The organism is Adhaeribacter sp. (assembly GCF_057359045.1).
This window is the reverse complement of sequence record NZ_JBMQUD010000076.1, coordinates 31,693-47,093: the sequence shown is the minus strand read 5'-3', so window position 1 is coordinate 47,093 and position 15,401 is coordinate 31,693. Positions and strand designations below refer to the sequence as shown.

The 15,401-nt window shown below is 43.1% G+C and carries 11 protein-coding genes and 1 pseudogene; 7 read left to right on the top strand and 5 right to left on the bottom strand.

The window, feature by feature from the left end:
- The 3 genes and pseudogenes from ACO1R6_RS12165 to ACO1R6_RS12155 all read right to left on the bottom strand — a co-directional run.
- Positions 1–505 (bottom strand): annotated as a pseudogene (locus ACO1R6_RS12165) (N-acetyl-gamma-glutamyl-phosphate reductase); the annotation flags it as partial.
- The gene (gene argG / locus ACO1R6_RS12160; RefSeq protein WP_486265097.1) at positions 495–1,682 is read right to left on the bottom strand and encodes an argininosuccinate synthase; all 1,188 of its coding nucleotides are present in this window, start codon (positions 1,680–1,682) and stop codon (positions 495–497) included. The gene argG and the pseudogene ACO1R6_RS12165, both read right to left, overlap by 11 nt.
- An 87-nt stretch (positions 1,683–1,769) precedes the next feature.
- Complete coding sequence (locus tag ACO1R6_RS12155) at positions 1,770–2,561, bottom strand: GNAT family N-acetyltransferase (protein WP_486265095.1); 792 nt, start codon at positions 2,559–2,561, stop codon at positions 1,770–1,772.
- Between the two features lie 473 nt (positions 2,562–3,034).
- Here ACO1R6_RS12155 and ACO1R6_RS12150 point away from each other — a divergent pair, with 473 nt between their 5' ends.
- Entirely contained in the window at positions 3,035–3,892 is an 858-nt protein-coding gene (locus ACO1R6_RS12150) for a prephenate dehydrogenase (RefSeq protein WP_486265093.1), read from the top strand.
- Between the two features lie 11 nt (positions 3,893–3,903).
- On the opposite strand, the gene ACO1R6_RS12145 is transcribed toward ACO1R6_RS12150, so the two are convergent.
- A complete protein-coding gene (locus ACO1R6_RS12145; protein WP_486265091.1) occupies positions 3,904–4,332 on the bottom strand; it encodes a Rieske (2Fe-2S) protein in 429 nt (142 codons plus the stop codon).
- Positions 4,333–4,640: 308 nt separating this feature from the next.
- Between ACO1R6_RS12145 and ACO1R6_RS12140 the strand changes: the two genes are divergently transcribed.
- The 6 genes from ACO1R6_RS12140 (at position 4,641) to ACO1R6_RS12115 (ending at position 13,947) form a co-directional block, all read left to right on the top strand.
- Entirely contained in the window at positions 4,641–4,874 is a 234-nt protein-coding gene (locus ACO1R6_RS12140) for a hypothetical protein (RefSeq protein ID WP_486265089.1), read from the top strand.
- A gap of 77 nt (positions 4,875–4,951) precedes the next feature.
- Positions 4,952–7,519 carry a DNA gyrase subunit A gene (gene gyrA, locus ACO1R6_RS12135; protein ID WP_486265088.1) on the top strand — a complete coding sequence of 856 codons (2,568 nt, stop codon included), beginning with the start codon at positions 4,952–4,954 and terminating at the stop codon, positions 7,517–7,519.
- A 40-nt stretch (positions 7,520–7,559) separates the two neighbouring features.
- Positions 7,560–8,714 carry a tetratricopeptide repeat protein gene (locus tag ACO1R6_RS12130; protein ID WP_486265086.1) on the top strand — a complete coding sequence of 385 codons (1,155 nt, stop codon included), beginning with the start codon at positions 7,560–7,562 and terminating at the stop codon, positions 8,712–8,714.
- Between the two features lie 408 nt (positions 8,715–9,122).
- Positions 9,123–9,875 carry a copper homeostasis protein CutC gene (locus ACO1R6_RS12125; RefSeq protein WP_486265084.1) on the top strand — a complete coding sequence of 251 codons (753 nt, stop codon included), beginning with the start codon at positions 9,123–9,125 and terminating at the stop codon, positions 9,873–9,875.
- A 17-nt stretch (positions 9,876–9,892) separates the two neighbouring features.
- Positions 9,893–10,864, top strand: a complete 972-nt coding sequence (locus ACO1R6_RS12120) for an isoaspartyl peptidase/L-asparaginase family protein (RefSeq protein ID WP_486265082.1) — start codon at positions 9,893–9,895, stop codon at positions 10,862–10,864.
- Between the two features lie 455 nt (positions 10,865–11,319).
- Positions 11,320–13,947 (top strand): valine--tRNA ligase, encoded by a 2,628-nt coding sequence (locus ACO1R6_RS12115; RefSeq protein ID WP_486265080.1) that lies wholly within the window; start codon positions 11,320–11,322, stop codon positions 13,945–13,947.
- A 360-nt stretch (positions 13,948–14,307) separates the two neighbouring features.
- Here the strand turns inward: ACO1R6_RS12115 and ACO1R6_RS12110 are convergent, their stop codons facing one another.
- Positions 14,308–15,378, bottom strand: coding sequence for an NHL repeat-containing protein (locus ACO1R6_RS12110; protein WP_486265079.1), 1,071 nt, complete (start codon positions 15,376–15,378; stop codon positions 14,308–14,310).
- Positions 15,379–15,401 lie beyond the last annotated feature (23 nt).

Here is a 15,401-nt window from a genome sequence, read left to right as displayed (position 1 = left end):
TAATATGCACCGGCGCATCTAGTTTGTTTTGGCTGGCCAATGGCAATAAAGCCAACTGAATACAGGTAGCAAAACAGCCAGGGTTGGCAATATTTTTAGCTTTAACAATAGCTTCTTTCTGTAACTCTGGTAAACCGTATACAAACGTGCGGTCATCTAAATCAGTGGTAGGGGCTAAGCGGAAATCCTGGCTTAAGTCAATAATTTTAACCTCTGCCGGAAATTTTTGTCCTTCTAAGAATTTTTTAGCCGCGCCGTGGCCTACGCACAGAAATACCACATCAACGGCATCGGAATATTCGGTGCTGAAAGTCAGTTCAGTTTCGCCGAGCAAGTCGGTATGAACTTCGTAAACCGGACGGCCACCGTTGCTGGAGCTATGGATAAAACTTATTTCGGTATTAGGATGCTGCAACAAAATGCGCAGGAGTTCGCCGCCCGTATAGCCCGCACCACCAACAATGCCAACCCGAATTTTCTGGTCGGAGGTTTGGTTAGCGCTCATTTACTTTCTGGTAAATCATGGTTTGGTTACCGAATATTTTAGAGAAGCCTTTCACGTCTTCGCCGGTCCAGGCGTTGTTCATTTCGCCGTAAGAACCAAATTTAGAAGACATTAAATCGTGCGCTGATTCAATACCCACCACGTAGAAGCGGTAAGGCGCCAAACCAACGGTTGCAGTGCCGCTTACGGTAGCTTGCGTATCTTCTAAAAACTTCTCGATGTTGCGCATAACGGGGTCCAGGAACTGGCCTTCGTGTAATAAGTTGCCGTACCACACGGCTAACTGATCTTTCCAGTAAAGCTGCCATTTGGTAAGCACATGTTTTTCTAAAGCATGGTGCGCTTTAATAATTACCATGGGCGCAGCAGCTTCAAAACCAACCCGGCCTTTAATACCAATGATCGTATCGCCCACGTGAATATCGCGGCCTACACCAAATGGCGCGGCAATTTCGTTCAGCTTCTGAATAGCTTCTACCGGGTTCTCGAACCGCTGGTCGTTGATGCCTTTTAATTCACCTTTTTCAAAAAGTAACTTTACTTCTTCGGGGTTCTGTTTCGTAACTTGCGTTGGCCAGGCTTCTTCGGGCAAGTAACCGTAAGAGGTAAGCGTTTCTTTACCACCCACCGAGGTACCCCACAAACCTTTATTGATAGAATAAGCGGCTTTCTCGAAGTTCATTTCTACGCCGTGCTGCTTCAGGAAATCAATTTCTTCCTGGCGCGATAATTTTAAATCCCGGATAGGGGTTAGGATTTCTACGTCCGGAATCATGATGTTAAAAATCATGTCGAAACGCACCTGGTCGTTGCCGGCGCCAGTGCTACCGTGCGCCACATAATCCGCATCAATTTCTTTGGCATAACGGGCAATGGCCAAAGCCTGGTACACGCGCTCGGCACTTACCGATAAAGGGTAAGTATTATTTTTTAAAACATTACCAAAAATAAGGTACTTAATGCAGCTATTGTAATAATCGCCGGTTTCATCCAGGGTTAAGTGTTGCTTTACACCCAAGGCATAGGCCCGGCGTTCTATTTCGGCTAATTCATCGGCGCTGAAACCACCGGTATTAACAATTGCTGAATAAACTTCGAGGTTTTGTGTTTCGGAAAGATATTTAACACAATACGAGGTGTCGAGGCCGCCACTAAAGGCCAGTACCACTTTTTTCATGTAGGTTACAGGTTGATAAGGTTATACTACCGGTAACAGATTTAAACCCCATTAACGGTATTTTTACTGATTTAACGTTGCAATTTACTAAAATAAACTGCCCAGCACGGTCCGCAACGAATGCATCATGCCTTTATTCTTGTTCTCGCGCAATAATACATGTTGTTTAAACTGCATCCAACGCTCGTATAATTTAGAATTTTTAACAAAATCTAACAGGCCTTTATCTTCTTTAGAATCGGGCTGACTAGGAGTCTCTTGATTCTGACTTTTCTTTTTGCTTTTTTCTTCTTCGGCCGGATCGTACAGCATGGCCGTACACAAGCAATTTTTGCGTTCCTTGGCTGTCAGGATATCAAAATTCACGCAGCTGCGACAACCCTTCCAAAAAGCTTCATCGTCGGTCAGTTCCGAATAAGTAACCGGTTTATAACCCAGATCAGAGTTAATTTTCATCACGGCCAAACCGGTAGTTAAACCAAATATTTTGGCATGCGGATATTTCTTGCGCGAAAGCTCAAATATTTTTTCTTTGATGCGCTTGGCTAAACCGCTTTGCCGGAAATTAGGCGACACAATTAAACCTGAATTAGCCACGTAATCGCCGTGCCCCCACGTTTCGATGTAGCAGAAACCTGCCCACACATTGTCGTGGCTTAAGGCAATAACGGCTTTACCTTCCAACATTTTTTCCACGATATAATCGGGCGACCGCTTGGCTATACCAGTACCCCGTAACTTAGCCGACGATTCCATTTCATCCACAATAATCTGGGCAAAATGGGTATGTTCGGCGGTAGCCACTTGTATGATAAAATCTGCATCCACTTGTGGCGGCACAAGTTGTTCGGCATTAACAGATTTATTATTTTGGATCATCTTGATCGAAAAAATTAAAAATGAATAAAAACCCTGCTACAGGAAAATTAAAAAAACACAAAAAAGAGTTGAGAAGAAGGCAACTACGTAGGTCACCCGGAACAGACTACGCCCGCAAGGGGTAGACCTGTCTATACGCAGGATTTACAAACGGAGACGCCATTGCCTTGGGGCAAGGCAGCGCGGCAAAGAAGTTGCGATATGTGGTATATTTCTCCATTAAATTCGCGGCAAATGTAATAAATTTACTCAATTAGAAAATCTTTGTTTTAAAAAATTTAAAAATTAATAATTTATTCTGTTTAACCACTCTTGTTTTGTCCTGAAAATCAGCTGAAAGCTTTCTGTTCTTATAAAAATTATTTGTCGGTTATAGTTCAAAAACCGGGCCTAAATTATTTAAACCACCTTTCCATTTTATTATACAGGTAAGCTAATTTGGAAATGTAAAAAGAAGTCTTTCTTTTCGCGGTATGAATATTTGTATTGTGGGCCTGGGCTTACTGGGCGGGTCGTTTGCTTTAGGGTTAAAGCAATTGCAAAAGCCTTATTATTTTATTGGGGTAGAAAACAATCCGGCCCATGCTGCCAAAGCCTTGGCCTTGGGTTTGGTAGATGAAATATTGCCCTTAGACATAGCTATTGCCAAAGCCGATTTAACCGTGTTGGCGGTGCCGGTAAATGCCTTAGTAAATATGTTAATACCGGTTTTAGATATTTTGCCGGAGCAAGCTACGTTAATAGATTTTGGTTCTACCAAAGAACTTATTTGCCGGGTAGTAGAAAACCACCCTAAACGGGCACAGTTTGTGGCCGTGCACCCTATTGCAGGTACCGAAAACTCTGGCCCAGAAGCGGCTTTTGCCGGTTTGCTCCCGCACAAGATTATGATTATTTGTGATAAGGAAAAAAGCCGGCCGCAATCGGTAAAGCTGGTAGAAAATATTTTCCAGGATTTGGAAATGCGGTTAAGCTACATGCCCGCCGACTCCCACGATTTGCACCTGGCTTACGTGTCGCATTTAAGTCACATCAGTTCTTTTGCCCTGGGCGCTACCGTTTTAGAAAAAGAAAAAGACGAAGAAAATATATTTAACATGGCGGGTAGCGGTTTTTCTTCTACGGTTAGGTTGGCCAAAAGCTCTCCCGAAATGTGGGCGCCCATATTTACTCAAAACAGCCGCAATATTTCGGAAGCTTTGGCCAGTTATATCCAAAAGCTTCAGGAATTTAAAAACATGATCGACCAGCAAGACGAGGCGGCCAGCTACGAACTCATGAAAAAAACAAACGAAATTCGCCGGATTTTAAGCGGCATCGACCCTAAATAATTTTACGAATATTAATCTTCGTACACCCGCAGATTATCGCCGGTAAGAGTAGTTTTATATTGTTTTAGCGCTGTGGTAGCCGGGCCATTTAGAACGGAGCCGCTTTCGCTAAAATTAGACCCGTGCAACGGACAACTAAACCGCTTGCCGGTTGCATCATAATCAACGGTGCCGCCCTGGTGGGTGCAGGTAGAAGAAACGGCTACATAGCTGCCCGTAGTAGTATAAGCCACAATAATGCCGTTACTTTTTAAAGCATTGCCGGGTACTTTTAAGATACTATTGGCCGGACTAGCTAAATTAAGCGTGAAATCTTTTTTATCGGTACTGCCCGGATTAGGATCTTCGTCTTTAGAACTGCTGCAACTGCCTAAACAACCGGCAGAAAATAAGGTAGCGGCACTTATGCCTAATAGCGATAAAAATTCTTTTCTTTCCATAGGGGTACGGTTTTTCTGAAGGCTTACATTTTGTGCCTCCAGCACGTACCCAAGTTTAAAAGGGTTGCTTTGCCAGTTTAAATTATAAAAATAAATATATACTTGATTAATTTTATAGGAAAGAGAAACTTAATCGCCTACTTTTAAAAAGATTTTAAGCTGGGCAAACCAATCGCCTGAATATTTATTTTATTTAACTTTTTAGTTTAATCAGAATAATACTTTTACTCTTTCGTTAGAATTGTTAATTTATGTTAGGGTGATAACAACCGTGATCCGGCCAGGCTTTACCCAATGTAAAAGGATATATGCATAAAAAGTTATTTTTATTCCTGGTTTTTATCTTTAGTTTTTCGGCCTGTAAGCCGGCTTGTCCTATTTACTCCTGTCATATTCGTAAACAGCATTTACACGGCAAAAAAGTGTACCGGGGGCAACCTATCCTTAAAAAGCAGAACCCCCGTATAGGCGAAAAACTGCCCAAAAAAGCTGCTCAGGATAATCAGAAATCCCAAAATCAAGACCGGAAGAAGAAGAAATAACGCTAGGCAAAAAGGCTAAAAATGCGTAACTTGCGCCTTTTATGATTTAAACCAGATTTAATTTTTGACCTACCTCTATGGCTGATGGCGAAAAAATAATACCTATAAATATTGAAGATGAAATGCGTGGGGCTTACATCGATTATTCGATGTCGGTTATTATATCCCGCGCTTTACCGGATGTACGCGATGGCTTAAAACCGGTACACCGCCGGGTTTTGTACGGAATGTCAGAACTGGGCGTTTCTTATAATAAAGCTTACAAAAAATCGGCCCGTATCGTGGGCGAAGTACTGGGTAAATACCACCCGCACGGCGATTCCTCGGTTTATGAAACCATGGTCCGGATGGCCCAGGACTGGTCCTTGCGTTACCCGCTGGTAGATGGCCAGGGTAACTTTGGTTCTATCGACGGCGATTCGCCGGCCGCCATGCGTTACACCGAAGCCCGCCTGAAACGAATTGCCGATGAATTATTAGCCGATCTTGAAAAAAATACCGTTGATTTTGTTCCTAACTTCGACGACTCCCTGAACGAACCTAGTGTAATGCCGGCTAAAATACCCAACCTACTGATAAATGGTACTTCGGGTATTGCGGTAGGCATGGCTACCAACATGGCGCCCCACAACCTTTCGGAAGTGGTAAACGGCATTGTGGCTTACATTGATAACAACGAAATTACCATTGCCGAGTTAATGGAGCACATTACAGCTCCTGATTTCCCGACCGGCGGTATTATATATGGCTATGAAGGTGTACGTTCGGCTTTTGAAACAGGTCGAGGCCGCGTTATTGTGCGGGCCAAGGCTACTTTCGAAACATTACCTTCTGGTAAGGAGCAAATTATTGTTACCGAAATTCCATACATGGTAAACAAGGCGGCCATGATTGAAAAAACAGCCGCTTTAATCAACGAGAAAAAAATAGAAGGTATTTCGGACTTGCGCGACGAATCGGACCGCGATGGTTTACGCATTGTATACGATCTGAAACGTGATGCCATGCCCAACGTGGTACTGAATAACCTCTATAAATATACCCAGTTACAATCTTCTTTCGGGGTAAACAACGTAGCCTTGGTGGCAGGCCGCCCCATGACCCTGAACCTGAAAGACCAGATTAAATATTTTGTGGAACACCGCCACGAAGTAGTAATCCGGCGCACTGAGTACGAACTGGCCGAAGCACAGAAACGGGCGCATATTTTAGAAGGTTTATTAATTGCCCTCGATAACCTCGATGAAGTAATTAATTTAATCCGCTCTTCGCGCGATCCGGAGATTGCCCGCGCGGGTTTAATTGAACGCTTCAGTTTAAGCGACATTCAGGCCCGGGCCATTTTGGATATGCGTTTACAACGTTTAACCGGCCTGGAGCGCGATAAAATTGTAAAAGAGTACGAAGAGATTAAAGCTTTGATTACGCATTTGCAAGAAATACTGGCGAGCGAAGCCTTACGGATGCAAATAATTAAAGATGAGCTGACCGAAATTAAAGACCGTTATGGCGATGACCGCCGCACAAGTGTCGAAATGTCGTCGAGCGATTTCTCGATGGAAGACATGATTCCGGATGAGAGCATGGTAATCACCATTTCGCACGAAGGTTACATTAAACGGACGGCTTTAACTGAGTACCGGAGCCAGGGCCGCGGCGGTGTTGGTTCGCGGGGTGCTTCGGCGGGTAAACAAGACGATTTTACTGAGCATTTATTTATTGCCAATACCCATAATTATATGCTCTTCTTTACCGAGCACGGGCGGGTATTCTGGTTAAAAGTTTATGAAATTCCGGAAGGCGGCAAAACCACCAAAGGCCGGGCCATTCAGAACTTAATCCAGATTGAGAAAGATGATAAAATCCGGGCAGTAATTAACGTGTACGATTTAAAAAATCCGGATTACGTTTTAAACAATTACCTCATTTTCTGTACCGAGAAAGGTATCATCAAAAAAACACCTTTAGAAGCCTATTCCCGTCCGCGGTTAAATGGTATAAATGCTATTACCATAAACGATGGGGATTGCCTGCTCGACGTGCAGTTAACCAACGGTACCAACGATATTGTATTGGCCTTAAAATCAGGCCGGGCCGTAAGGTTTAACGAAGACAAAGTTCGTTCGATGGGCCGGAATGCCGCTGGTGTACGGGGCGTAACCCTGGCCAACGACGACGACAAAGTAGTTGGTATGGTTTGTGTTAAAGATGAGCAAATGAATTTGCTGGTTGTGTCGGAAAAAGGTTTCGGAAAACGTTCGTCTATTGAAGAATATCGTATAACCAACCGGGGCGGTAAAGGCGTTAAAACCTTAAATATTACCGAGAAAACCGGTCATTTGGTAGCCATACACGGGGTAGTAGATAACGATGATTTAATGATCATCAATAAATCCGGTATTACCATCCGCTTACGAATTGCTGATTTGCGCGTGATTGGTCGGGCTACCCAGGGCGTACGGTTGCTTAAAATAAACGAGGGCGATGAAATATCGTCGGTAGCTAAAATAGAAAACGAAGAAAAGGCTGAAGAAATAGCCGAGGAAATCGTGTTAAGCCAATCGGAATTACCGGCTGATGAATCGCTTAATCAGGATTTAATAGACCCAGATTTAACTGATCCGGACTTGATTAATGAAAATTAATATTTACTTTAACTTTAAACACAAACACAAAAACCAATTTATGAAAAAGGCCATATTAACAGCAGTTGCGGCTTTTAGTTTGCAACTGGCTTTTGCCCAAAACGGAGCTGTTACTAATGCATCTTTACACCTTAAAAATGGTACATTAGATAAAGCAAAAACCGAAATTGACAAAGCCGTTGTACACGAGAAAACCGCCAACAGCGCCAAAGCCTGGTTTACCAAAGGCGAAATTTATGCCGGTATGGCAAATAATCCCATTTATGGTAAACTGGCGGCTAATCCTTTAGACGAAGCTTTGGCGGCATACGATAAAGCCATTGCTTTAGATAAACCCGGCGGGGAGTTTGCCAAGCAAGCTGAGGAAAAGAAAAAATCATTAAGCGAAGCAGTTTATGTTACGGCGCTTAACGAAGGCGTTAAAGCTTACCAGGAGCAAAAATTTCCGGAAGCTATAACCGCTTTTACCAAAGCCCAACAAGCTAATCCGCAGGATACTACCGCTTACTTGTATGCGGCCATGTCGGCAGAACAGTCTAATAACTACTCCGTTGCGAAAGAAAATTACCGCAAACTTATTGGCATTAAATATTCCCGGCCTACCGTTTACAACCGCTTATATTATATAGCCAAAGAAGTTGATAAAAACGAAGCGGAAGCCCTGAAAGTATTGGAAGAAGGCTTAAAAGCCAATCCCAACAACAAAGAGTTAATGCTGGAAGAGCTAAACACCTACATTAGCTCTGGCCGGGGTACCGAAGCCATTGCCAAGTTGGAAAATGCCATCAAAGTAGACCCGAACAACGTAAATTTATATTTGGTTCTGGGGCAGGTTTATGAGCAAACCAAGAAATTTGATTTAGCTCAGGAAAATTACGAGAAAGCGTTAAAATTAGATCCGGCCAATGCCAATGCTAATTTTAACTTGGGGGTAGTACACTTTAATAAAGGTTACGAAATAAATAAAAAGCTGCGGGCCATGAACTCGGCTACTTATGCCAAAAATGCACCTAAATTAGAGCCCGAAATGAAAAAGCATTTCAACAACTCTCTGCCTTATTTCGAAGCCTCTTTAAAAGCAAACCCGAACGACTTAAATACTTTAGATACTTTAGCTAAAGTTTATCTAGCGCTCGGCCGTACCAAAGATGCTGAAGCCATGAACAAAAAGGCAGATGCAGCTAAAAAGCAATAATCTGCTTAAATTTTAAATAAAAAAGGGAGGCTTTTGCCTCCCTTTTTTATTTAAAATTTTTAGGTTATGAACCGGTATCAGTTTAATATCTAAGAGCAGTTAATACATTATTGGTGGTATTATCAACACTTTTGCCTGGCTGCACATTACTTTAGCCATTGATTTAAATTGTTATATATAAGTAATTGATATTCAATAGAATTAAATGTTGGTAATTTTTTTTAGCACTGTAAAAAAGTCAAACAGATTATAAGGCAACAGATTATCTTGTATATTGCCGGAGGTTTAATTCTTATGATTTTTAAGGAAAATATTGTTTATCAAATTCATCTGGATTTTAGAAATAAATATTCTATAATAATTCACCTCCTTTAGAAACTATAAAACTAATCAGTTTTTAAAAATATTATGCCATTCGGAGAAGCCCTGGAAATTTGCGTTGATTCAGTAGAATCTTGTTTGGAAGCTCAGAAAGCCGGAGCAACCCGCGTAGAATTATGTGCAGCATTGTTTGAAGGCGGCATTACGCCCAGTATGGGCTGCCTAAAACTAGCTCGTACCCATACGGATATTGGGTTACACGTACTTATCCGGCCACGAGGTGGCGATTTCTGTTATTCAGATTTAGAGTTCCAAATAATGCTGCAGGATCTGCAATTTATAAAAGATATTGGCTGCGATGGGGTAGTGATTGGTCTGTTACAACCAGATGGTCAGATAGATGCAGAACGAACCTCTAAACTGATGGCTGCCGCCCGGCCTTTGTCGGTTACTTTTCATAGGGCTTTTGATATGACACCAGAACCGTTTGCCGCTTTGGAAACATTAATTAACCTGGGTGTAGATCGCTTGCTCACTTCTGGTCAGGAAAAAACGGCTTTAGAAGGATCGGAATTGATAAAGCACTTGGTGAAAAGAGCAACCGGAAGAATGGTTATAATGCCGGGAGGCGGAATAACCGAAAGAAATATTTCTAGGATTAAGCGGGAGACCGGCGCACAGGAATTTCATTTATCCGCCCGTAAAAAAATAGCCGGCACAATGCAATACCAAAATAACCGGGTAAGTATGGGCGGAGAACTCCGGCTACCGGAATACGAATTGGCTTTGGCCGATGCAAACCGCATTGCCAGTGCACTTAAGGCCATCCAGGCCGAATAATTTAAATTTATTCTATCATGAACAGTCGGCGTAACTTTATAATTAAATCTATATTAAGCGCGACGGGCTTGGGTAGCTTAACCTGGCGGAAGGCGTTTGCCCAATCGGCACCAGTTGCCACCAAGCCCATTGTAGTATCTACCTGGAACCACGGTTTAGACGCGAACGAGGCTGCCTGGAAAGTACTTTCTGGCAATGGCCGGGCTTTAGATGCCGTAGAAACCGGGGTTAAAGTAAGTGAAGCCGACCCCAAAGTAAATACCGTAGGTTACGGTGGTTACCCCGATCGGGAAGGTAAAGTAACCCTGGATGCCTGTATTATGGACGAAGAAGGAAATTGCGGATCGGTTGCATTTCTGCAGAATATTAAACACCCCATTTCGGTGGCACGCCTGGTTATGGAAAAAACGCCGCACGTATTTATGGTAGGCGAGGGCGCGCAACAATTGGCTTTAGCCAACGGATTTAAAAAAGAGAATTTGCTTACCCCACAAGCGGCTAAAGCCTGGAAAGAATGGCTAAAAACGTCTAAATACAAACCTGTTATAAACGCCGAAAACCACGATACCATTAGTATGCTGGCCATCGATGCGCAGGGCAATATGTCGGGGGCTTGTACCACCAGTGGGGCCGCCTGGAAAATGCACGGCCGCATCGGCGATTCGCCCATAATTGGTGCCGCTTTGTTTGTAGATAATGAAGTAGGGGGCGCGTGTGCCACGGGTTTAGGCGAGGCCGTTATAAAAATGGTGGGTAGCCATTTAGTCGTAGAATTAATGCGCCAGGGGCGGTCGCCGCAAGAGGCTTGCCAGGCTGCCGTAGAACGCATCATCAAAAAACAAAAGAACTACAAAGATTTGCAGGTTGGGTTTTTGGCCATGAATAAAGCCGGTGAAGTAGGCGCTTATAGTATTCAGATTGGGTTTAATTATGCCATCCATAATGGCCAACAGAATAAATTAATCGATTCTAAAAGTTTTATAAAATAAAGCAGCTTCTGGTCTGGCTCGCTAATAGAGCCTTACCATTTATCCGCTTAAATTTTTAAAGTAAAAATTATTCTTTTCTGATTCAGTCTTGTTCTGTGTTTTCGTACTAAACCATCTGTTGGCCAGCGCAGGGTGTTTTTACCAAATCCGTCAGGCTAAGTAGAATTTATTACTCATAGCTGGCGCAAGTTTAGCGAAGCGTAACTTCTTGTGCCAGTTTAATACTGACCAGTTGCCAAACTATTTCCTACCCACTGCAGAATGATCGCAAAACTAAAGGTTAAATGCTATTTTAGCCTACGCAGCATTTTTTATTACCCCCAATTTTCTGTCCCAATTTTTCTTCTTTACCTATTTCGTAACCCAGGTTAAGGGCGCCACCGATATAAGCCGGTATAATATTTTTTAACCAAGGCTTTATTAACTATTTTTGCGCACGATTATTTTAACCCAACATGGCAATTTCTAAAACCTATAACCCCAAAGAAGTAGAAGAAAAGTGGTACCAAAGCTGGCTGGATAAAGGCTTTTTTCGGTCTAAACCCAACCCCAAAAAGGAGCCTTACACCATTGTAATTCCGCCACCCAATGTTACCGGTGTGCTGCACATGGGCCACATGCTTAACAATACCATACAAGATATATTGGTGCGGCGTGCTCGTATGCAAGGGAAAGAGGCTTTGTACCTGCCCGGCACCGACCATGCTTCTATTGCCACCGAAACCCGCGTGGTAGCCATGTTAAAAGAAAGAGGTATTTTAAAAGAAGAAATTGGTCGCGAAAAATTCTTAGAATATGCCTGGGAGTGGAAAGAGAAATACGGCGGCATTATTCTGGAACAACTTAAAAAATTAGGTGCTTCCTGCGATTTCGACCGAACCCGGTTTACCATGGAGCCCGTTATGACCGAGGCCGTAATCCAGGTTTTTGTTGATTTATACCGCAAAGGCTTAATTTACCGTGGCATCCGGATGGTGAATTGGGACCCACAAGGTAAAACCGCCTTATCCGACGAAGAAGTAATTTACAAACCGGTTAATTCTAAATTATATTACATCAACTACCAGGTAGCCGATGAGCCCGGTCAGTACTTAACGGTGGCTACTACGCGGCCCGAGACTATATTGGGTGATACCGCTATTTGCATTAACCCCAACGATACCCGTTACCAACACTTGCGCGGTAAACAGGCCATTATTCCTTTAATTAACCGGGCCATTCCCATTATTTTCGACGAGTACGTAGATATGGAGTTTGGTACCGGCTGCTTAAAAGTAACGCCGGCCCACGACCTGAACGATTATGAACTGGGCGTAAAGCATAATTTACCGGTTATTGATATTCTGAATGATGATGGTACCCTGAACAGCAAAGCCCAGATATTTGTAGGCGAAGACCGCTTTGTGGTACGGAAAAAAATTGCCAAAGAGCTGGAAAGTAACGGCTTGCTGGTAAAAACCGATGACATCACAAACAATGTAGGCTATTCCGAAAGAACCGATGCGGTAATTGAGCCTAAGCTATCTATGCAGTGGTTTCTTAAAATGGAAAAACTGGCCGAACCTGCTTTGCGGGTAGTAATGGACGATTCCATCCGGTTGCATCCGCCCAAATTTAAAAATATGTACCGCTCCTGGATGGAAAACATTCATGATTGGTGCATCTCGCGGCAATTGTGGTGGGGACAACGCATTCCGGCTTATTACCTGCCCGATGGTACTTTTGTAGTAGCTACTACCGCCGAAGAAGCTTTAGCGCTGGCACGGGAAAAAGCTGGTAACGAAGCTTTAACCGAAACCGATTTGCGGCAGGACGAAGACGTATTAGATACTTGGTTTTCGTCGTGGTTGTGGCCTATTTCGGTTTTTGATGGATTTAAAGATCCGGATAATGCCGATATTAATTATTATTACCCCACCAACGATTTGGTAACGGCGCCGGAGATTTTATTTTTCTGGGTAGCCCGTATGGTTATGGCGGGGCTGGAATATCGCCGCGAAGTTCCTTTCCGGAACGTTTACCTGACCGGCATTGTCCGGGATAAACTTGGCCGGAAAATGTCTAAGTCGTTGGGTAATTCGCCGGATGCGCTGGCCTTAATTGAGCAATACGGTGCCGATGGCGTGCGGACGGGCATGTTATTTAGTTCGCCGGCAGGTAACGATTTGCCTTTCGATGAAAAGCTTTGCGAACAAGGGCGTAATTTTAGTAACAAAATCTGGAATGCTTACCGCTTAATTAGTGGCTGGCAAATTGATGAAACTTTACCTAACCCGAACGAACTGGCAATAAATTGGTACAATGCCAAGTTTAACCAGGCTTTTGAGCAAATAGAAGATCATTTTAGCAAATTCCGGATTTCGGACGCGCTGCTAACCGTTTATAAATTAGTTTGGGATGATTTCTGTTCGTCGTATTTAGAAATGATTAAGCCGGCTTACCAAAGTCCCATCGACCAGGCTACTTACAATGCTACCATTAAATTCCTGGAAAATAACCTAAAGTTGCTGCATCCTTTTATGCCTTTTATTACCGAAGAAATTTGGCAGGACATTAAAGAACGCAGCGATAAAGAATATTTAATTGTATCGGCATGGCCCAAAGGTGGTACCACCGACACCATTCTGCTGGAGCGCATGGAAAAAGCCATGGATATTATTGCGGGTATCCGGAATGTCCGGAATTCTAAAAATATACCACAAACCAAAACGTTGGCCGTGGCTATTAAAACCCAGGAACAAAGTATTCTAGCCCCTTTTGAATTGCTGATTGCTAAACTGGCTAACTTATCGGAATTAAATTATGTAGAGGAGACGCCGGAAGGTAGCTTTAATTTTGTAATTGGTGGCAGCGAATTTTTTATTCCGATGGAAGGTGCCGTTGATCCGGCAGCTGAACGCGAGCGTCTGCAAAAAGAACTGGAATATACCCAAGGTTTCTTGGCAGCGGTAGAAAAGAAATTGAGCAACGAACGTTTCGTGAAAGGAGCGCCGCCGGTAGTACTGGAAAAAGAATGGCAGAAAAAAGCTGATGCCGAAGCAAAAATCAAAGCTTTGGAACAAAGTTTAGCTTCCATTGGGTAAATTATTTTGTTTGCACCTAAGTAAGTAGATAATTGAAAGTAATAATATTTGATATTTGTTTTAAATATTTAAATTTAAGGATAAGACTTTCGTACAGCGGAAAAATAATTATTTCCTTTTGGCCCTTGCTGGATTATTCAGAAAACTGGCTGGTGAAAACACCCAGCTAGGGCGGCTTTTGCGAAAACCCAACATTTAAATACAATTTGTAGGGCAATTATCTTCTGTTACCTATAAAGAATAAGTACTTTCCTTAAATTTAAACACGCTTTTAAAAAAACACCCCGCACCACCATATTGGGTAAATAGCCCAATAAAGCTGGTGCGGGGTGTTTATATTTTATGGTGTAATGCGCAGCGCTAAACCCGTTCTAATTTTATGGGGTAAGTTTTGCCGGATGCCCATTGCGGCACGTAAATATTCTCGTCAGAATCTACGCAAACATCGTGGGGGTGCAAAAAGCCCATAAAAGACCGGTCTTTACGTTGTTCCTGTAAAACATTTTTCACGTATTTGGGTTCAGTACCGCCCGGTGTAGAAATTACCCGGTCTTTTTCATCGAAAATGGTGATATAGCCCGAGTCTTTGTAATCCTGGGAAGTACTGCGGTAAACGGCGGCGTACATGTTTTTGCCTTTGATAACCGGCCGGCAAATAAAAGAACCCGGCACCGGAATAGTAGCCAGATATTTGCCATCCAGTGTAAATCGTTTGAGGCTCATGTGCGAGCGATCCGTTACCAATAAAGTAGGATTTTTAGCATCGCGGGTATCTACCAGCACCCCGTGGCAGCACTCAAAAGTACCATCGGTGGCGCCTTTGCCGCCAAAATGCCGGATATATTCACCTTTGCGGTTGTACTGGGTAACAAAGTTTTTTCCGTAACCATCGGCTACGTAAATATCGCCATTAGCGGGATTTACAGCGGTTTCGGTGGGCCTAAACTCGCCGGGGTGGTTGTATTCTTTTATCTCGCGCGGATAATCAATCTTAAATATTTCTTTTCCTTTCAGATCGGTTTTAATTACCTGGTTACGGTCGGTATCGGTGATGAATAAAAACTGTTCGCTGCCTTCTGTACTAAGCGTTAAGCCGTGGCCGCCCGGATAGCTGTTGCCCCAGGTCTCTAGTAATTTCCCGGATTTATCATAGATTAAAATATTGTTACGAATTTCGTTTGTAAGCATAATAAGGCGCCCTTGGGCATCTTCTACCATTTCGTGACAGTCGTTCACCGGGTTTTTAGCGGCATCCAGCAGTCCCCAACCTTCTACTACCCGGTAACGATGCGAATTATGGCCCAAGTTTATTTCAGTTTTCTGTGCAAAAGCCTTTTTTACCCAAATATGCGGGTATAAAGCGCTTATAGCTACCGCCGCACCTGTTTTCTTCAGAAATTCACGCCGGTCGTTATCAGGTTTGTTTATCATTATTGTTTTATGTTTTCTTATTA